General features: G+C 68.4%; 19 protein-coding genes. 9 read left to right on the plus strand and 10 right to left on the minus strand.

Annotated features, from left to right (window positions below):
• The first annotated feature begins 29 nt into the window (after positions 1-29).
• From ACQ754_RS04570 to ACQ754_RS04580, 3 genes are read left to right on the plus strand one after another with little or no spacing between them, the layout of a single operon-like run.
• Positions 30-1118 carry an LLM class flavin-dependent oxidoreductase gene (locus ACQ754_RS04570; protein ID WP_440995814.1) on the plus strand — a complete coding sequence of 363 codons (1089 nt, stop codon included), beginning with the start codon at positions 30-32 and terminating at the stop codon, positions 1116-1118.
• Between the two features lie 10 nt (positions 1119-1128).
• A complete protein-coding gene (locus tag ACQ754_RS04575; RefSeq protein ID WP_440995815.1) occupies positions 1129-1656 on the plus strand; it encodes a flavin reductase family protein in 528 nt (175 codons plus the stop codon).
• Between the two features lie 40 nt (positions 1657-1696).
• Positions 1697-2848 carry an ABC transporter substrate-binding protein gene (locus ACQ754_RS04580; protein WP_440995816.1) on the plus strand — a complete coding sequence of 384 codons (1152 nt, stop codon included), beginning with the start codon at positions 1697-1699 and terminating at the stop codon, positions 2846-2848.
• 47 nt (positions 2849-2895) lie between these two features.
• Here the strand turns inward: ACQ754_RS04580 and ACQ754_RS04585 are convergent, their stop codons facing one another.
• Genes ACQ754_RS04585 through ACQ754_RS04620 form a run of 8 tightly spaced genes read right to left on the minus strand, consistent with a single transcriptional unit; the run spans position 2896 to position 9591 of the window.
• Positions 2896-3327 carry a c-type cytochrome gene (locus ACQ754_RS04585; RefSeq protein ID WP_440995817.1) on the minus strand — a complete coding sequence of 144 codons (432 nt, stop codon included), beginning with the start codon at positions 3325-3327 and terminating at the stop codon, positions 2896-2898.
• Positions 3324-3812 carry a c-type cytochrome gene (locus tag ACQ754_RS04590; RefSeq protein WP_440995818.1) on the minus strand — a complete coding sequence of 163 codons (489 nt, stop codon included), beginning with the start codon at positions 3810-3812 and terminating at the stop codon, positions 3324-3326. Before ACQ754_RS04590 ends, ACQ754_RS04585 begins: the two co-directional genes overlap by 4 nt.
• Positions 3805-4329 (minus strand): methylamine dehydrogenase light chain, encoded by a 525-nt coding sequence (locus tag ACQ754_RS04595; RefSeq protein WP_440995819.1) that lies wholly within the window; start codon positions 4327-4329, stop codon positions 3805-3807. Before ACQ754_RS04595 ends, ACQ754_RS04590 begins: the two co-directional genes overlap by 8 nt.
• 15 nt (positions 4330-4344) lie before the next feature.
• Positions 4345-4989 (minus strand): methylamine dehydrogenase accessory protein MauD, encoded by a 645-nt coding sequence (gene mauD / locus ACQ754_RS04600; RefSeq protein WP_440995820.1) that lies wholly within the window; start codon positions 4987-4989, stop codon positions 4345-4347.
• Positions 4982-5524, minus strand: coding sequence for a MauE/DoxX family redox-associated membrane protein (locus tag ACQ754_RS04605; RefSeq protein ID WP_440995821.1), 543 nt, complete (start codon positions 5522-5524; stop codon positions 4982-4984). The genes mauD and ACQ754_RS04605 overlap by 8 nt, the downstream gene beginning before the upstream one ends.
• A 10-nt stretch (positions 5525-5534) precedes the next feature.
• Positions 5535-6683: an amine dehydrogenase large subunit gene (locus tag ACQ754_RS04610; protein ID WP_440995822.1), complete on the minus strand. Its 1149-nt coding sequence runs from the start codon at positions 6681-6683 to the stop codon at positions 5535-5537.
• Between the two features lie 17 nt (positions 6684-6700).
• Entirely contained in the window at positions 6701-8215 is a 1515-nt protein-coding gene (locus ACQ754_RS04615; RefSeq protein WP_440995823.1) for an aldehyde dehydrogenase family protein, read from the minus strand.
• Positions 8216-8232: 17 nt separating this feature from the next.
• Positions 8233-9591 (minus strand): alginate export family protein, encoded by a 1359-nt coding sequence (locus ACQ754_RS04620; RefSeq protein WP_440995824.1) that lies wholly within the window; start codon positions 9589-9591, stop codon positions 8233-8235.
• 213 nt (positions 9592-9804) lie between these two features.
• Between ACQ754_RS04620 and ACQ754_RS04625 the strand changes: the two genes are divergently transcribed.
• Positions 9805-10971: an FIST N-terminal domain-containing protein gene (locus ACQ754_RS04625; RefSeq protein ID WP_440995825.1), complete on the plus strand. Its 1167-nt coding sequence runs from the start codon at positions 9805-9807 to the stop codon at positions 10969-10971.
• Positions 10964-12313, plus strand: coding sequence for an ATP-binding protein (locus tag ACQ754_RS04630; RefSeq protein WP_440995826.1), 1350 nt, complete (start codon positions 10964-10966; stop codon positions 12311-12313). Before ACQ754_RS04625 ends, ACQ754_RS04630 begins: the two co-directional genes overlap by 8 nt.
• 57 nt (positions 12314-12370) lie before the next feature.
• On the opposite strand, the gene ACQ754_RS04635 is transcribed toward ACQ754_RS04630, so the two are convergent.
• The gene (locus ACQ754_RS04635) at positions 12371-12994 is read right to left on the minus strand and encodes a LuxR C-terminal-related transcriptional regulator (RefSeq protein WP_440995827.1); all 624 of its coding nucleotides are present in this window, start codon (positions 12992-12994) and stop codon (positions 12371-12373) included.
• 132 nt (positions 12995-13126) lie between these two features.
• The gene (locus ACQ754_RS04640) at positions 13127-13399 is read right to left on the minus strand and encodes a hypothetical protein (protein ID WP_440995828.1); all 273 of its coding nucleotides are present in this window, start codon (positions 13397-13399) and stop codon (positions 13127-13129) included.
• Positions 13400-13583: 184 nt separating this feature from the next.
• Between ACQ754_RS04640 and ACQ754_RS04645 the strand changes: the two genes are divergently transcribed.
• The 4 genes from ACQ754_RS04645 to ACQ754_RS04660 all read left to right on the plus strand — a co-directional run bounded on the left by ACQ754_RS04645 (position 13584) and on the right by ACQ754_RS04660 (position 17007).
• Complete coding sequence (locus ACQ754_RS04645; RefSeq protein ID WP_440995829.1) at positions 13584-14084, plus strand: MarR family winged helix-turn-helix transcriptional regulator; 501 nt, start codon at positions 13584-13586, stop codon at positions 14082-14084.
• A gap of 63 nt (positions 14085-14147) precedes the next feature.
• A complete protein-coding gene (locus tag ACQ754_RS04650) occupies positions 14148-15188 on the plus strand; it encodes a TRAP transporter substrate-binding protein (protein ID WP_440995830.1) in 1041 nt (346 codons plus the stop codon).
• 18 nt (positions 15189-15206) lie between these two features.
• Complete coding sequence (locus tag ACQ754_RS04655; RefSeq protein ID WP_440995831.1) at positions 15207-15710, plus strand: TRAP transporter small permease; 504 nt, start codon at positions 15207-15209, stop codon at positions 15708-15710.
• On the plus strand, positions 15700-17007 hold the full coding sequence (locus ACQ754_RS04660) for a TRAP transporter large permease (RefSeq protein WP_440995832.1): 1308 nt from the start codon (positions 15700-15702) through the stop codon (positions 17005-17007). The genes ACQ754_RS04655 and ACQ754_RS04660 overlap by 11 nt, the downstream gene beginning before the upstream one ends.
• Positions 17008-17156: the final 149 nt, after the last annotated feature.

Below are 17156 nucleotides of genomic sequence, written 5' to 3' on the forward strand. Positions count from 1 at the left end.
TTATGAATAGGAAAACACGGAGGAAGGAGATGCCCGCTACACGACCCATTACCCCCGGTGGCCCCGGTGACACCGGCAACCCCATGCGCTATTCCATTTTCTCCGTGCAGGACCATTATCCCGGCGAGAAGTACCCGGGGCACAGGCGCACGGTGCCCGATCTCTACCAGGAGGTCATCGACCAGGCGCAGCTCGCCGACCGCCTGGGCTATGACACCTTCTTCGTCGCCGAGCACCACTTCCACGAATACGGCGCCGTGCCCAACCCGGCGGTGATGCTCGGCCATCTCGCTGCCCGGACCCAGCGCATCCGCCTCGGTTCCGCCATCTCCATTCTCACCTTCCACGACCCGCGGGTGGTGGCGGAGAGCTACGCCATGGTGGACGCCCTCTCCGGGGGACGTCTGGTCCTCGGTGTCGGCTCCGGCTACCTGAAGCACGAGTTCGAGGGCTTCGGCGTCGACGGCGCGGAGAAACGGGATCGCTTCGACGAGAACCTAGGGCTGGTCCGGCGCCTGCTCAGTGGGGAACGCGTCAGTCACGAGGGCACCTACCAGCGCCTCGACGACGTCCAGATCAATGTCCCCTGCGTCCAGCGCCCCCACCCGCCGATCAAGGTCGCGGTGCTCCGGGCGGAGGCCGCGTACCACATCGGCCACGCCGGCCACGATCTGATGTGCGTGCCCTATGCCTCGGTGGACCGCTGGGAGGACATAGCCCCCCTGGTGGCGAGCTTCCATGCGGGCCGGTCCGAGGCCGGCATCGCCGGCCACGAGGACGACGCCATCGTCGCCCTGCACACCCACGTGGCGGATACCCCGGAGGCGGTACGCCGCAACGCCGCCGCGCCCTTCGACCTGTACGTCGACTCCCGGCTCTACGCCAAGAAGCAGACCTATGACGACATTATGGCCAGCGGTCTGTCGCTGTTCGGCACCCCCGACGAGGTGGCGGACAAGCTCGTGGAGCTCCACGACAACGGGGTCCAGCACGTGATGATGCTGCAAAACTTCGGCCATATGCCCCCCGAGACGGTGAAACGCTCCATGGAACTAGTGGCCGACGAGGTCATGCCCCGGGTGAACCGGCGCGTCGCCGACCGACGCGCACAGGGGTGAGGGGGGCACCATGGCAGCACTGGCAATGGCGCGGGACGCCTCCGACGTAGACACGCCCTTCGATCCGCGGGCGCTGCGCAACGCCCTCGGTGGCTTCGCCACGGGGGTCACGGTGGTCACCACCCGGGCCCCGGATGGGACACCGGTGGGGCTCACGGTGAACTCCTTCAGCTCGGTGTCCCTGGAACCGCCATTGATCCTGTGGAGCCTCATGCGCGATTCACCGAGCCGTGCGGCGTTCCTGGCCGCCTCCCATTTCGCCGTCAACGTCCTCGCCGTCGAGCAGGAAGCGCTCTGCCGGCGCTTTGCCACCCCTCGCCCGGACAAATTCGAGGGCGTGCAATGGTGGGCCGGGGCCGGCGGGGCGCCGGTGCTGGCCGGCTGTGTCGCGCGTTTCCAGTGCCGGCGCTCGCTGCGCCATGACGGCGGCGATCACGATATCCTGCTCGGGCGGGTGGAGGCCTTCGATCACGACCCGATGGTGGAGCCGCTGGTCTTCGTTGCCGGCGATTTCCGCAGGACCACCCCGATGAGCTGACTCACGCAACGACAACAACGCACAGGAAGGAGGAGACACCATGCTGCGACGCCTCGCACGACGGATCGGCACCGCCGTCCTCGGCCTCGGCCTGGCCACCACCACCCATGCCCAGGACCCCATCCTCATCGGCGGTTTCATGCCCGTGACCGGTCCGGCCTCGTTCCTCGGGGATCCGGAGAAGAAGACCCTGGAGCTGTACGTGGAGCGCCTCAACGACGAGGGTGGCCTCCTGGGCCGGCCCCTGGAACTGGTGACCTACGACACCGGCGGCGATGCCGCCAAGGCGCGAACCTTCGTCAAGCGTATGGTCAACCAGGACGAGGTGGACGTCATCATCGGCGGCCTCACCGGCTCCACGATGGCGGTCATCCCCATGATGGAACGCTCGCAGATGCCCTTCGTCAGCCTATCGGGCTCCGTGGCGCCCATCGAGCCCACCCGCGAGTGGACCTTCAAGACCCCCCAGACCGATCGCATGGCCGCGGCCAAGGTCTTCGACGACATGCGCGCCCACGGCATTCGACGGATCGGCCTGCTCTCGGGCACCGGCGGATTCGGGCGCTCGGGGCGGGAGCAGTCCCTCGCCATCGCCGCTGAGCACGGCATCGAGATCGTCGCCGACGAATCCTATGGCCCCAAGGACTCGGATATGTCGGCCCAGCTCACCCGCATCGCCAACACCGAGGGGGTGGAGGCGATCTTCATCTTCGGCTTCGGCCAAGGCCCGGCCATCGCCACCCGTAACTACCACCAGCTCGGCCTCGATCTACCCCTGTACCAGTCCCACGGCGTAGCCTCGGACAAGTACATCGAGCTCGCCGGCGAGGAAGCGGTGGAGGGGGTACGCCTGCCCGCCCCGCCACTGCTGGTGGCGGACGCACTGCCGGCCGACGACCCCCAGAAAGAGGTCCTGATGGGCTACAAACGGGCCTACGAGTCGCGCTACGGCGAGCCCGCCTCCACCTTCGGCGGCTACGCCCACGACGGGCTGATGCTCTACGCCGAGGCCGTACGCACGGCGGCGACCACCGAACCCGCAGCGGTGCGCGAGGCGATGGAGAATATCTCCGGTTACGTGGGGGTGACCGGTATCTTCAACCTGACGCCGGAGGACCACATGGGCCTCGACCGGGAGACGGCCTTCCGCATGGCCGAGATCCGCGACGGCCAGTGGCGGCTGGTGGATTAACTCACGACAGCGGGGCGCCGCTGGCGGCGGCGTCTCCCGCCCTGACTTCACCCACCCGGGGAGTCCGCCCCCCCGAGCCGGCGGACCAGCTCGCGACGGACCCGCTCCGGGTGCTCCACCGGCTCGGCGCGGAGCCGGCCCACCTCTTCGGCGGTATACGGCTCGAAGGCCTCCGGCAGCGTCTCCGCCGAGAACTGCCGCAACGTCCAGTTCATGACCTCGGCGAGCCGGGCATCGTCCAGCGGCGCCAGGGCCGCTCCGGGGACCTGGACGAGATAGGCCCGCCCTTCCCGGGTCTCGGCCATGCGCCCGATGATCCCCCGCATGTCCGGCACGGCCGGGGCCATGCCGGAGCCGTCCATGAGATGGCAGCCGGCGCATTCCAGGGCGTAGTCCGCCTGCGGGCCGGCGGCCGCGCCGGCGGTCGATAACGCGGCCGCCAAGGTAACGCCGGCCACGCTCCAGGCACGCATGCTCATCGCTCCACCCCCTCCTCGGCGAGGCGGAGGACCAGCCCCGCCCGCCGTGCGTTCATGTCGTTGGCGTTGAGGCCCTCATCCGCCAGCGTGGCGGCCTGCCCCGGCGTGATCCCGTCATAGCCCGACGGCAGGCTCGTGGGGTTGAACCGCGTGAGGACGTAATCCAGCACCGCGGCGATCTCTGCGCTATCGAGCTGGCCGCCGAAGGCCGGCATGTTGCTGGCATAGGCCTGGCCGCCCACCTGGATACGGCCCACCAGCCCGTTGGTTACCACATTGATCAGGTACTCCCGGCCGCCGGGGGCCGCGAGGAAGTGCCCCAGGCTGCCCGATAGCGGCGGGATGAACCCCGGCGCCCCACTGCCGTCCGCTTGGTGGCAGGCTGCGCAGTGGGCCTCGAACACCGCCTGCCCATCGGCGGCCAGCGCGGGGGCCACGACCCCCACGGTGGCGAGGGCGAGGGCCGCGAACGGCCCTCTACTCATCGGCGAGACCCACCACCACTGCGGTGGAGCAGTGATAGGACATGCTCTTCGCCGCCAGGCACCAGTTGGTGTCGTTGTCCCGGCGGATGTCGTAGGTGGGGGTCTCGCGCTCGTTGCGGGTGCACACGCAGCGGTTGCAGGTGCCCTGCCCGCAGCAGTCGTTGTACGAGATGATGTAGTTGCGCCCGTCGGCGGGATTGCGGCAGGTACCCACCCAGGTCACCAGCGACGGCTCCGAGCCCGGCGGGCAGGTGCTCGCGGAACCCCCGCAGCAGGCGCATAGGAACCCGTCCACGCCGCAATAGCGCCAGTAGTCACAGGAGGTCGGGTCCCCCGGGTCGCCGGCCATGCCGTCGCCGTTGCCGCTGGTGGCGGCGGCGATACGATCCACCGGCAGCAGCGGCAGCGCCGCCCCGCCCACCATCACCGCACCCATACGACGCAGGAAGCTGCGGCGGGAACCACGGTTGACCGTGCCCCGGGAGTAGCGCTCGATGAGATCATCCATCCACTTCATTGCTTCTTCCCCTCCTCAGGCCTTGTGCAGATGCACGCCGCCCTTGTCCTCGTTCTCGGTGTCTGCCTTCTGCCGCTCCAGCCAGGCCTGTATCGAGGGCAGCCGCAGCTCGCTGGCATGGAACAGGCTCTCCAGATGCTCGCGGGAGTTGACCAGCCCCTTGGCGCTGATCCGCCCCTCGGCATCGATGATCACCGCGTACGGCAGCTTGCCGATCTGATAGCTCATCCCCAGCTCCGCGGAGAGCAGATAGGGATGACCCTCGAGGCCCTGCTCGGCGATGAGTGCCTGGTGCTCGTCACTGTCACCGTCACTGGCAAAGACCACGCGAAGCCAGTCCGACTCCTGGCCCGAGACCGCCTTGAGCATGGGCAGAAGGCCCTTGCAGACCGGGCAGTTCGGGGCCATGAAGAACAGCAGGGTGCTGCGACCGTCCGCCTGGATGCCCCCGACCTTCACCGGCTCGCCGCGCAGGTCGCGGGACTCATGGATAGGCGCCGGATCACCCACCTTCGGCCCCTTGTCGATCATCAGGGCCCCTGCCGGGCCCAGGCGCTCGTGGAGCACCCCGATCTGGCGCACCAGGGCCATAAGCAGGACGCCGAGGGCGATCACCGCCAGCCACAGCGCGACATTGGAAACGATCAGCGCGTTAGTCATGATGCCTCCTCAGGGCGGCCGTCTGAGGGGCCAGCCCGATCACCACATTGGAAACCACGAAGAACAGGACGAAGGCCACCACCCCCGCCGCCACGGTGAAATAGTCCAGCGCACCGAGGGCCCGCTCCGCCGGGGGTAGCCCGGCCAGCGCCGACAGCGCCACCAACAGCAGGTTGCGAGGCAACAACCAGCCGCTGAGCTGCTGACCGCGGGACGGGCCGAAGCAGCCGCAGTCGATGTCCCGCCGGCCGCGGGCCAGGTTGACGGCGATGGCGAGGGTGAACACCGCGAACAGCACCGCCGCCAACGTCCCCCCGGCCACGCGGGTCGGTCCATAGACCAGGGCCGCGGCGGCGGCCACCTCGGCGACGGGGATCAGCCAGGCCACCGGGCGCACCAGCACCTCGGCGAGCAGGTCATACTCCCGCAGCGTGGCGCGAAAGCCGCGCAGATCGCGGAGCTTGTAGACAGCGGCGGCGAGCAGGAGCACCGCCACAACGCCCTGGGCGATTCCGCTCAATACCGGATCGATCATCGCGGATCCCTCACGGACGACGCATCAGGAACGGGGTATCGGCGAAGCCCTCGAAGCTGCGCAGGTACTCGCCGCTGTCTGCATCGTAGACGTCCATCCCGAAGTCCGCGCGAATGGCGAACAGCAGGGGCTCTTCATCCGGGGTGGTCTGGATCGACAGCGCCGGCGTCTCCAACGCGATGCGCTGCAGCCGCTCCCGGCTGTCGACGTCATAGACCCACACCTCGGTGCCCGGATCCTTGTGGCTGTGCGCGCCGCCCTCGTGCATGAGCACGAACAGCCGCTCGGTCGCCTCATGGGCGGCCTCCATCTGCCAGCCACCGGGCACCCAACCATCCTCACCTTCGCCGGCCAGTGGCCAGGCGTCCCCCGGCTCCGGCATCGCGTCGCCCCAGTGCAGCGGGCGCACGTGGCCGTCGTGGCTGACGAAATACCAGGTGTCGCCGATCATCACCGGCTTCTCGAAGATGTGGCTGTCCTCCGGATCGAAGAACGCCAGGCTCTCGCGGGCGCTCTCCGCGCCGCTGCCGTCGTAGTCGATGACCTTGAACGAGCCATCGGCGCAGAGGGTGCCGAAACGCTGCCCCTCGGGGGCCGGATACATGAACGCGCAGCCGGGCAGCGGGATCTCGCCCAGGAACTCGCGGGCCTCCAGGTCCACGATGCTGACGCTGGTCGCCGGCGTGACGTTGAACACCAGCAAGTCGTCGCCGCCGTTGGCGGTGACCAGCCCCTGGGGCTGAAGCAGCGAGAAGTGGCGCTTCTCGGGGATGTCCACCTCGTCCACCGGCTTGAGGGTGCGCGTGTCGAAGATGGTGACGATATCCTCTCGGTCACCCCGTGTCCCGCGGGAATAGTAGGTCTCCGCGGAGTAGAGCTCGGAGCCGTCCGGGGACATGGCGATGGCCGGGTTATAGCCGGTGGACATCATGCCCAGGTAGGCGGCGTTGGTGTCCTCGGCGTCACCGTCGAGGAGCACCACCTTGGAATCGGGCATGTGGAAGAAACTCACGTCGCCCACGTAGACCCAGTGGGGGCTCGGTTCCGGCAACTCCTCGACGGTGAGCTGCTCGGGCTCGATCTCCTCCATTTGGGCATGGGCCAGGCCGGCCGTCATGGTGCCGGCCACTAGCAGCGCCAGGCAGGTTCGGGATTTCATGGATACTCTCCCCCTTCTCAGATGCTCATCAGCACAGTCTTGGTCTCGGTATACAGGTCCACCACCTCGCGGCCCAACTCGCGGCCGATGCCGGATTGCTTGAAGCCGCCCAGGGGCAGGGCCGGGTCCAGGACGTTGTGGCAGTTTACCCACACCGTCCCAGCGCGGATCTTGGGGATCAGCCGGTGCACACGGGCGAGGTCATTGGACCAGATGCTCGCCCCCAGCCCGTACGGGGTATCGTTGGCCAGTCGGGCCACCTCGTCCAGGTCCTGGTAGGGCATAACGGTGAGCACCGGGCCGAAGATCTCCTCGCGCACCACCCGCATCTGGTGGTTGGCATCGGCGAGGATGGTGGGCTCGACGAAGAAGCCCCGGTCAGGGCAACCACCGCCGGCGGCCACCCGTGCCCCCTGTTGCCGGCCGCTGTCGATATAGGCGGCGACGCGCTCCTGTTGCGCCTTCGACACCAGCGGCCCCATCTGGGCCTCCGGATCCCGGCCGGAGCCCAGGCGCATGCCGCCGGCGATGCCGGCGAGGCCCTCCACCACGGCATCGTACTCACGGTTGGGCACGTACAGCCGCGAACCCGCCGTGCAGACCTGCCCGTGGTTGAGGAAGATCGCCTGGGCAGCGCCTGCGGCAGCGGCCTGGGGGTCCATGTCGTCGAGGACGATCACCGGCGACTTGCCGCCGAGCTCCAGGGACACCCGGGTCATGTTGTCCATGGCGGCCTTGCCGATGAGCTTCCCCACCTCGGTGGAACCGGTGAAGGCCACCTTGTCGATGCCGGGATGCCCGGACAGGGCGGCACCGGCGCCGGGGCCATCTCCGGTGACTACATTGAACACCCCTGCCGGCAGCCCCACCGACGCCGCCAGCTCCGCCAGTCGCAGCGCCGAAAGGGGGGTCTCCTCGGCGGGCTTGAGCACCACCGTGCAACCGGTGGCGATGGCCGGGACCACCTTCCACACCGCCATCAGTATCGGGAAGTTCCACGGCACGATGGCCCCGACCACTCCCACGGGTTCCTTGCGGGTCCAGCCCGTGAACTGCTGATCGGGCAGGTACGGCACCGAGGGCTCAACCGTGCGCCCGTCGATCTTGGTCGCCCAGCCCGCCATATAGCGGACGAAGTCCACCGCCATGGTCAGGTCCAGGTTGCGGGCCATGCCAACGGACTTGCCCTGGTCCAGGCTCTCGATCTCGGCGAGCTCATCGGCGTTGGCCTCGATGGCATCGGCGAGGCGTAGCAGCAGCCGCTCGCGCTCCACCGGGCGGGCCCGGGACCACTCGCCCCCCTCGAAGGCCTCCCGGGCGGCGTTCACCGCCCGGTCCACGTCACCGCCCTGGCCCGCCGGCACCTCACACATGCACTCACCGCTGGCCGGCTCGTAGACCGACAGGGTCTCCCCGCCCCGCGCGGCGACCCATTCGCCACCGATGAACAGTTGGTGGTCGCGCTCCACGAAGGCCCGCGCGGCCGCCGAGACGCCGTCGAACACCGAGTGCCGGGCTTGCGCTTCGCTCATAATCTCCCGTCCTTGTCTCAGAAGTTCCAGATGGCGATGACCTGGAAGTAGTGGTTGGTCTCATCACTGCCGAGGGTCTGCTCAAGGCCATCCCCGGGGCTGAACCGCGAATACATCGGCGAGAGGAACAACCGCTCGGTCGCCGCGTACTCCATGAACAGGTTGAACTCCTCGGCGAAGTCGTCGCTCACGCCCGCCGGGGTCTCACGGCTGGTGAAATCGAAGTAGAGGGCACCAACGCGGACGCGCTCATGGGGGTGCAGGTACAGGCCCAGGTGATGGATGTCCGCGTTGGTGTTGAACGGGCCCGTATAGTTACCGGCGACCTCGCCCTGGAACCAGGTCCCGTAGCCGCGGCTGAAGCCGTAGAACAGCGGATCGAAGCCCTCGTAATCAGAGGAATCCGGGTCATCGCCGGAGAAGCTGCTTAAGCGGTAGGCGAGCTGCGGGGCCAGCGGCAAATCGGCGAACTGGTAGCTGCCCTCCACGTACCAGGCGTGGGCATCGACATCGCCGGCGTCCGCCGGGCTGCCCCGTTGCAGGGTGGCCTCGAAGCGGAAATCCGCGTTATCGATACCAAACGAGCTGTTGCCCCGCAGGCTGAAGGTATTGAGGTCATCGCGGGGGGCATACAGGCCACCGAGGGCATCGGTGTCCACATCCACCACCCGCAGGTACGTGGCGCCGACGCTGCCGGCGTCGGCATTGTACTCCACGTTGGCACCGGCCAGCTCGGTCTCCCCCTGGGCGTCGTTGTCCGAGCCCAGGTAGAAGGCATCCCCGCGCCAGGGCGAGGCGGTCTCGAAGCGGGCGATAGCGGTGCGCCGGAACGCCCGGCGCGGGGCGAGCCAGTAGGCCCCACCACGGTCCAGGTCGCTACCGAAGCCCTCGCCGAAGTTCAGGGCGTCGCCCTGAATCAGCCAACCGTCCCCCACCGAGAACGGCTGGGCGCCGACGGAGAGGTCGACGGCGTTGTCGACTCCGCCCACGAGCGATCCGGAACGCCAGCCCAGGTAGGCGTCCTCCAGGTCCAGCTCGCTCTCCTCGCCGGTGGTGAAGCCGCCGGCATCACCGTCACCGTCCGTGGTGGAGGCCAGGGCGCTCACCGCCCCGTAGACGCTGGCCCCGTCCCCGAGCATCCGCTCGCCGGAGAGCCCACCCTTGATATAGCCCTCCGCCCAGTTGACCTCGCCGCGGCCCTGGCCGGAATAGTCTTCCTGGCTGGAGAAGTAGCCCGCACCGATCTCGACATCCACGTTGAGCGTGGAGCCGTCGGCACCGGAATGGAGCTCATAGGCATGGGCATGCCCTGCTGCCGCGACACTTGCGGCCACGGACAGGGCCAGTGCCCCCCTGATCGGAAACGCAGCGGCCATCTCTCCCCTCCTCTGCGATCGTTCTGCATTGTCATTGCGCTCGATCAAAGTCTAGGCGACGCGGTCGACGCCCTGTATTGCCACCTCGCAGCATTTTCCCCGCCCCCGCCTAGCCGGAAAGTGTTAGTTTCCTCCCGCCGGGCATTGCAACCGCTCAACGGCGCGGCATACAGCTGCTAGGCTCGACTGGAATCATGGGGAGGAGGAGCGGACATGCAGCAGCCGCTTGCGCGGACCGCCGTTCGCGCTGCCATCCGGCAGGTCGACACCACCGAGCCCGACCCGGTCCGGGCCGCTGCAGAGATCAACCGACGGCTCGGCGCGGAGACCCGGCCGCTGATCCTGCTCTGGTGCTCGGGCGACTATCCCCTGGAGGCGGTCGCGGCGCGGGTCACAGAGCACCGCCCCGGCACGGAGATACTCGGCGCCGTCGGCTCGGCGGTGCTCGGCCCCGGCGGCTACCGACGCCACGGGGTCAGCGCCCTGGCCTTTCCGGCCGGCACCGCGACGGTCAGCGCGGCACTCAATGGCGTCCGCGGCATCGGCTTCTCCGAGGGTTTCCAGTGCGCGAGCTGGCTGAAGAGCGAGATGCACCGCCTCACCGGTGATCCACCGAGCGCGGAGGACACCTTCGCCCTGCTAGTCGTCGACGGGCGCACCCTCTGCGAGGAACGCCTGGTGGCCTCCATGGCCCAGGGCCTGGGCAATCTCCACTTGGTCGGCGGCTCCGCTGGCGACCACTTCCGTGGCCGGCCGGGGCGGATCTGGCACCAGGGCCGCGGCCACGGCAATGCCGCCGTGCTGACCCTGATCCGTCCCGGCAAGGCGTTCCGGGCGTTCAGCACCCATCATTTCATCCCCGGCCCGCAGCGACTGCTAGTCACCCGCGCGGACCCAGCACGCCGGGTGGTCCTCGAGCTCAACGGGCGCCCCGCCGCGGAGGAGTACGCCCGCGCGATCGGCACCAGCGTGGAGCGGCTGACCCCCACGGTCCTCGCGGACAGCCCGCCGGCGGTGAAGATCGGCGATTCGCACTACGTCCGCTCCGTACGGCTGGTCTCCACGGATCCGGACGAGGGGCTGGCGTTCACCTGCGCGGTGGACCAGGGCATCGTCTTCCGGGTGACCTGTGCCGGTGACCTCGTGGGCGATCTCCAGGCGCGCCTGGAGTCCACCGCTGCGGACCTCGGCGGGGTGGAGGCCACCCTCGCCTTTGATTGTGCACTGCGCCATCTGGAGATGGAGGCCAAGGGGCTGACGCCCGCCGCCGTGCCCCTTTTCCGCGACTTCCGCGTTTGTGGCATGGCCAGCTACGGGGAGCAGTTCGAGCGCATGCACCTCAACCAGACCTTCACTGGCATTGCCTTCGGCCATGGGTGACGGCGACGAGTTGGAGCGGCTGCGCGCGGAGAATGCCCGGCTGCAGCGCATGGTGGACGTGCTCATGGAGCGCGCCGAGCAAGAACAGGGCGGCCGGGGCGGGGACTACGCCCTATTCGAGACCGCCGCGGTCCTGGAGGAGACGGTCAAGGCCCGCACGGCGGAGCTGGTGGAGGCCAACCGGCGCCTCATGGACGAGATCGCCCGCCGGCGCAGCGCCGAGGACGAGCTCCAGCGGGCGAAGGCACGGGCGGAGCGGGCCAGTGCCAACAAGTCGAGCTTCCTCACCGCCGTCAGCCACGATCTCCAGCAACCCCTTACCGCGGCGCGGCTGCTATTGCAGGCCATCGCCGACAGCGCCGCCGACGACGAGGTCCTGGACCTCGCCGCCAGCGGCCAGGCCACCCTGGAAACCATGGAGAGCCTGCTCGGCAGCCTCATCGATATCGCCAAGCTGGATTCCGGGGTGGTGCGACCCCAGCCCGGGCATTTCCGCCTGGACGCCCTGCTCCACCGCCTCGGTGCGGAATATCGCCTGCAGGCGGAGAGCGCCGACCTAACCTGCCGGGTGCGCTGCCCGCCGGCTACCGCTCACAGTGACCCGGTGCTGGTGGAGCGGGTGGTGCGCAACCTCCTGGGCAACGCCGTACGCTATACCCGCCGGGGCGGCATCCTGCTGGCCGCGAGGCGGCGGCGGACCGGCTGGCAGGTCTCGGTGCACGATACCGGGCCGGGCATCCCGCAGGCGGAGCAGCAGCGGATCTTCCGCGGCTTCTACCAGCTGCGCCAGGCGGGGGTCGCGGACGGTCAGGGACTGGGCCTCGGCCTTACCATCGTGCGCATGATCGCCGAGCTGCTGGGCACCAACGTGTCCCTGCGTTCACTACCGGGCCGCGGCTCTTCCTTCCACATCACCCTGCCGGCGGGGGATCCCGCCCAGGTGGCGCTGACGCCGCTCGCCCCGCAGACGGCCGGCACCGGCGGCGACCTCTCAGGGCAGGACATCCTGGTGGTGGAGAACGACCAGGCGGTGTGCCTCGGGCTGGCGACACTGCTGCGCCAGTGGGGCGCGCGGGTCCACAGCCACACGGCACCGGTGGAGACGCCCTCGCCACCACCGTCGGTGGCGCTCATCGACTACCACCTGGACTCCCCGGGCGACGACGGGCTGCGCTACGCCATGCGGCTTCGCCGCCGACACCCCGCCGTTCGGACGTTCATCATCACCAGCGAACGCGGCGAATGGCTGAAGCGCCAGTGCACGGACCTCGAGGTCGGCCTCTTGCACAAACCGCTGGATACCGCCCGCCTGCGGGCCCGGCTCGCAGCGGACCGGCCATGACCGACCCCGGCAATCACCCTTGAACGGGCGCACCGCGGAAACACGAGCCCTCCGACGCTACGCGAGTTCGCGGCCGATTAGGGCCGCCTCCACCCGCGTGCTGACACCGAGCTTGCGGAGCACGGCGCTGACGTGGGCCTTCACCGTCCACTCGCTGAGGTGGAGGGTCTCCGCGATCTGGCGATTGGACTGCCCCTCACCGAGCAGACGCAGGACGGTACGCTGGCGTCGGGTAAGCGCACTGATATCGGTGCTCCCGGGGGCCGGCTCCGGGGTCTCGCCCTCGGCCAGCGCCCAGGTGGGGAAGTACTGGCCGCCGTCCACCACCAAACGCAGGGCGCTGCGGATGAGGGCGGTGTTCAGGGACTTGGGGATGAAGCCGGCGGCCCCGGCGGCAATGCACTGGCGAACCACCCCCGCGTCCTCGCGGTGAGAGACCACCACCACGGGGCTGCCGTCGGCATGGTCACGGGCGGCGAGCAGCGCGCCGGCGTCTCCACCACCGGGCATGCACAGGTCGAAGAGGACCAGATCGAAGCGATCCTGGTCCAGGGCCGAAAGGGTCGCCTCCACGGTGTCCGCCTCGGCGATCTCCACGCCGCCATCGAACAACTCCCGCAACACGGGGCGCAACGCGTCCCGCATCAAGGGATGATCGTCGGCGATCAGCACCCGTGCCATGGTGCTTACCTCTTCCCGGGGGGTAAGCGGGAACGCTAGCACGGTGGTGTCAGCGGGGACAGCCCCGGCGGGGCGATGTGCATTCCGATAGCGGAGGGAATGCGCGCGGCCCCGCCCGTCCGAGCGCGGCCTTCAGGCGGCCCGGCGCTCCTCGTCCGCGCCCTCGGCCGCATCCAGAGCGAACTCCGCCGGGTCCAGCTCGGGGGCGATGCGGAAGACCAGCTGGAAGCCATAGCCATACTGCCCGACGCGGGCGATCCGCGCCTCGTCGAGGATGGTGACCCCGTCGTCGAAACCGAGCTGCGCGGCCAGGCGCTCGGCCTGCTCGCGGTCTTCCAGGCGGGCCTTGTAGACCTTGCGGTCACCGGTTTCGCTGAGCCCGAGGATGAGGAACCACTGCTGCATGATGTGATACTCCACTGCAGTAAATTTGTTCGAAATTGTACTATTTTCTGTTGCAACGCAGCATCACAGGTGCTGTATTGATTTTTCATAGATCCACGGAGAAGGCGGCGGGTGCCGCGCCTTGCCGGCATGGGGCGGCTGCTGCACCATCGCGTTGTCCTGTCGGCGGTGTCACGAGGACCCCATGAGCAACGAGACCACCCAAGCCGAGCACGCGGCCGAGGAGGCCCTGGAAATCGAGCGCTTCATCCCCTACCGGATGGCGGTGCTCGCGGACTGGATGAGCCGCTCCCTGGCAGGGGTATACCAATCGCGTTTCGGCGTCAGCATCCCCGAGTGGCGGGTGCTCGCCCATCTTGCCCGTCACGAGCCGCTATCCGCCGGGGCGTTGAGCGAGCGCACCAATATGGACAAGCCCCGGGTCAGCCGGGCGCTGCAGCGCATGGGCCGGCGGGGGCTCATCGAGCGCGAGACCGACACCGGCGATCAACGGGTAGCGCTGATCCGCATGAGCGAGCACGGCCGCGCCACCTATGAGCGCATCGCCCCCTTGGCGCTGTCCTGGGAGCGCGAGCTCCTCGCCGAGCTCTCGGAGGGCGAACGCGCCGAGCTCGAGCGGCTGCTGGACCACCTCCAGCACCGCGTCCGGGAGATGCGGGAAACCGGCGGCGGAGATATTTTTTAGCGAAAGCATTTGCCGTAGGATGGATCGGTAACAACGAAGAACCCATCCCGAGGGAGGAGAGCCATGCGCCACGGATTCCTCAACCGTTTCGCGCTGACCGGCGTCACCGCAGCGATGCTGCTGCTCAGCGGCACCGCCGGTGCGCAACAGCCCGTCGAGCTCAAGATCAGCCACTACCTGCCGCCTTCCCACGGCATCCATCAGGACTTCATCGAACCCTGGGCCCGGGAGCTCGAGGAACGCACGGACGGCGCCGTGGAGGTCACCATCCATCCCGGCAACACGTCCTTCGGCGATATCACCCGCCAGCTCGATCAGGTCCGCGCCGGCGTGGTGGACATGGCCCACGGACTGAGCGGCCTGCCCCGGGGGCGCTTTCCTGCCACCTCGGTGATCGAGATGCCGTTCATGGTGCAGGACGCGGACACCGCCTCCCGTGTGCTCTGGCAGCTCTATCAGGAAGGGCGCCTCGGCGACGAGTACGAGGGGCTCAAGGTACTGGCGCTCCATGCCCACAATGCCGGGCTGATCCACACCACCGACACCCCGGTACGCAGCCTAGAGGACCTGCAGGGCCTGCGCCTGCGCACGCCGAGCCCGGCCATCTCGCAGATGCTGGAATACCTGGACGCGACGCCGGTGGGGATGCCTCCGAGCCAGGTCTATGAGAACCTCTCCAAGGGCACCCTGGATGGGACGGTGTTCACTTGGGACGCGGTGGGCGCATTCCGCCTCAACGAGGTGCTGGAATACCACACCGACGCCCGCGCCTACACGGTCTCGTTCTACTTCGTGATGAGCCAGCAACGCTTCGATCGCCTCCCCGAGGAGGTGCGCACCGCCATCGACGAGCTCTCCGGCGAGACCCTGGTCGCCGAATTCGGGGACTGGTGGGACAAGTGGGACCGTGCCGGGCGCAAGGATGCCGAGGAGCGCGGGCACACCTTCATCGAGGTCAGCGACGAGGAACGCGAGCGCTGGCGCGAGCGCTTGGCCCCGATGATCGAGGCCCGGCTTGCGGAGCTCGAGGACCAAGGCGTGGGCAACGCCCGGGAGCTCTATGAACGTGCGCGGGAGCTGATCCGGCAGCACAGCGGGGACTGAGCAAGGGTAACGGGCGCCGTGCCGGCTGGCGTGCACCGCCTCGTGGAACGGTTCCTGGGCTGGGTTGCCGGTGCGGGCGTGGTGGTGCTCGGCATGGCCATCGTCCTCACGGTGGCCGACATCATCGCCCGCGCCCTGCTCGGCCGTTCCCTCAGCGGGTTGGTGGACATCACCCAGCTGTGCGTGATGGTCATGGCGTTCTGGGCCATCCCCTATACCTTCATGCGCGGCGGCCACGTGGGCATCACCGCGGCCACCGACTGGCTGCCACCCCGGGGCCGGGCATTGCTCGACGCCCTCGCCGCCATCGCCGGGGCGGCCCTGGTGGCCCTGATCGGCATCTACGGCTACGAGCAGGCCGTCATGGCCCTACGCTACGGCGACTCCTCCCAGACCATCGGCATCCCGATGATCTGGTATTGGGGCGCACTGCTGTCCGGCTGCGCGCTCTCGCTGCTCGCCACCGTTGTCATCGCCGCCGGCCGCCTCGCCACCATCGTCCGCGGGCCCCATGCCCAGTGAGCTGATCGGGATCACCGGCTTCGCGGTAACCCTGGTGCTGATCGCCCTGCGGGTACCCGTGGCAGTGGCCATGGGGCTGGTCGGCGTGATCGGCGCGATCCCCCTGGCCGGCTGGCCCACGGTGAAATTCATGCTCGGCACCCAGCCCTTCGGCGCGGTGCACCCCTATGGCCTTTCCGTAGTACCACTGTTCATCTTCATGGGCGTGTTCGCCAGCCACGCCGGGCTCTCACGCAACCTCTACGAGGGCATCTACGCCTTTATCGGGCACATCCGCGGGGGCCTCGCCGTCGCCACCATCGGGGCCTGCGCCGGTTTCGGCGCCATCTGCGGTTCCAGCCTCGCAACAGCGGCCACCATGTCCCGGGTGGCGCTGCCGGAGATGCGGCGCAAGGGCTATGCGGAGTCCCTGGCCGCGGCATCGGTGGCCGCCGGGGGTACCCTCGGCGTGCTCATCCCGCCGAGCATCATTCTCGTGATCTACGCACTGCTCGTGCAGGAATCCATCGGCGCGCTATTCGCGGCGGCCCTGATCCCGGGCGTGCTCGGCACCGTGCTCTACATGCTGGCGGTCTATCTCCGCACCCGATTGAACCCCGCGCTGGGCCCACCAGGCGAACGCCGCAACGCCCGCCAGCGGTTGCGCGCCTTCTACCGCACCTGGGATGTGGCGCTGTTGTTCGTCGTAGTCATCGGGGGGATCTACGCCGGGTTGTTCTCGCCCACGGAGGCGGCGGCGGTCGGGGCAGCGGGCGCCTTTCTCTTCGCCGCCGCCCGCCGCCAGCTCTCCTGGCAGACCCTGCTGGCGGGCATACGGGAGACCGCCGTAACCAGCGGCATGATCTTCTTCATCCTGATCGGGGCGGCACTGTTCAACTTTTTCATCGAGTCCAGCAACCTGCCCGGCTATTTGGTGGGGCTCGTCAACGGCCTGGACTGGTCGGCCTGGCAGGTGATGGTAGTGCTCCTGGTGTTCTACCTGCTGCTCGGCTGTTTCATGGACAGCCTCTCGATGATGCTGCTCACCGTCCCCTTTATCTTCCCGGTAGTGGAACACCTGGGCTATGACCCCGTCTGGTTCGGGATCGTGCTGGTCACCGTCATCGAGCTCGGACTGATCACCCCGCCTATCGGGATGAACCTCTTTGTCATCCACTCCGCGGCGCCGGATGTGCCCCTGCCACGGATTATGGCCGGGATCCTGCCGTTCATCCTCGCCGACGTTCTCCGACTGGCGCTGTTACTGGCCTTCCCGGCACTCGCCCTGGGGCTGCCCCGGCTGCTGGGCTTCGATTGAGAGGCACGGGCGACGAATGACAGGAGGGTTGAGAATGACAGGAGGGTTGAGACAAAAAAAAAAGCCGACCTAGGGGTCGGCCAAGGAGGAGGAGAGATTGAGAACCTCTGTTGGTCGAGAGTATACAGCATTGCACTGCAACATGAACG

Origin of the sequence: Arhodomonas sp. SL1, from assembly GCF_052060015.1 — a bacterium.
Lineage (GTDB): Bacteria > Pseudomonadota > Gammaproteobacteria > Nitrococcales > Nitrococcaceae > Arhodomonas.

What these genes read in the sequence shown, in the direction of transcription:
- ACQ754_RS04635 (WP_440995827.1), bottom strand. Translation starts at nt 12,994, where the DNA reads ATGGCACGGGTGCTGATCGCCGACGATCATCCCTTGATGCGGGACGCG.
- ACQ754_RS04630 (WP_440995826.1), top strand. Translation starts at nt 10,964, where the DNA reads ATGGGTGACGGCGACGAGTTGGAGCGGCTGCGCGCGGAGAATGCCCGG.
- ACQ754_RS04580 (WP_440995816.1), top strand. Translation starts at nt 1,697, where the DNA reads ATGCTGCGACGCCTCGCACGACGGATCGGCACCGCCGTCCTCGGCCTC.
- ACQ754_RS04640 (WP_440995828.1), bottom strand. Translation starts at nt 13,399, where the DNA reads ATGCAGCAGTGGTTCCTCATCCTCGGGCTCAGCGAAACCGGTGACCGC.
- ACQ754_RS04620 (WP_440995824.1), bottom strand. Translation starts at nt 9,591, where the DNA reads ATGGCCGCTGCGTTTCCGATCAGGGGGGCACTGGCCCTGTCCGTGGCC.
- ACQ754_RS04645 (WP_440995829.1), top strand. Translation starts at nt 13,584, where the DNA reads ATGAGCAACGAGACCACCCAAGCCGAGCACGCGGCCGAGGAGGCCCTG.
- mauD (WP_440995820.1), bottom strand. Translation starts at nt 4,989, where the DNA reads ATGACTAACGCGCTGATCGTTTCCAATGTCGCGCTGTGGCTGGCGGTG.
- ACQ754_RS04590 (WP_440995818.1), bottom strand. Translation starts at nt 3,812, where the DNA reads ATGAGTAGAGGGCCGTTCGCGGCCCTCGCCCTCGCCACCGTGGGGGTC.
- ACQ754_RS04575 (WP_440995815.1), top strand. Translation starts at nt 1,129, where the DNA reads ATGGCAGCACTGGCAATGGCGCGGGACGCCTCCGACGTAGACACGCCC.
- ACQ754_RS04605 (WP_440995821.1), bottom strand. Translation starts at nt 5,524, where the DNA reads ATGATCGATCCGGTATTGAGCGGAATCGCCCAGGGCGTTGTGGCGGTG.
- ACQ754_RS04570 (WP_440995814.1), top strand. Translation starts at nt 30, where the DNA reads ATGCCCGCTACACGACCCATTACCCCCGGTGGCCCCGGTGACACCGGC.
- ACQ754_RS04610 (WP_440995822.1), bottom strand. Translation starts at nt 6,683, where the DNA reads ATGAAATCCCGAACCTGCCTGGCGCTGCTAGTGGCCGGCACCATGACG.
- ACQ754_RS04615 (WP_440995823.1), bottom strand. Translation starts at nt 8,215, where the DNA reads ATGAGCGAAGCGCAAGCCCGGCACTCGGTGTTCGACGGCGTCTCGGCG.
- ACQ754_RS04650 (WP_440995830.1), top strand. Translation starts at nt 14,148, where the DNA reads ATGCGCCACGGATTCCTCAACCGTTTCGCGCTGACCGGCGTCACCGCA.
- ACQ754_RS04660 (WP_440995832.1), top strand. Translation starts at nt 15,700, where the DNA reads ATGCCCAGTGAGCTGATCGGGATCACCGGCTTCGCGGTAACCCTGGTG.
- ACQ754_RS04625 (WP_440995825.1), top strand. Translation starts at nt 9,805, where the DNA reads ATGCAGCAGCCGCTTGCGCGGACCGCCGTTCGCGCTGCCATCCGGCAG.
- ACQ754_RS04595 (WP_440995819.1), bottom strand. Translation starts at nt 4,329, where the DNA reads ATGAAGTGGATGGATGATCTCATCGAGCGCTACTCCCGGGGCACGGTC.
- ACQ754_RS04585 (WP_440995817.1), bottom strand. Translation starts at nt 3,327, where the DNA reads ATGAGCATGCGTGCCTGGAGCGTGGCCGGCGTTACCTTGGCGGCCGCG.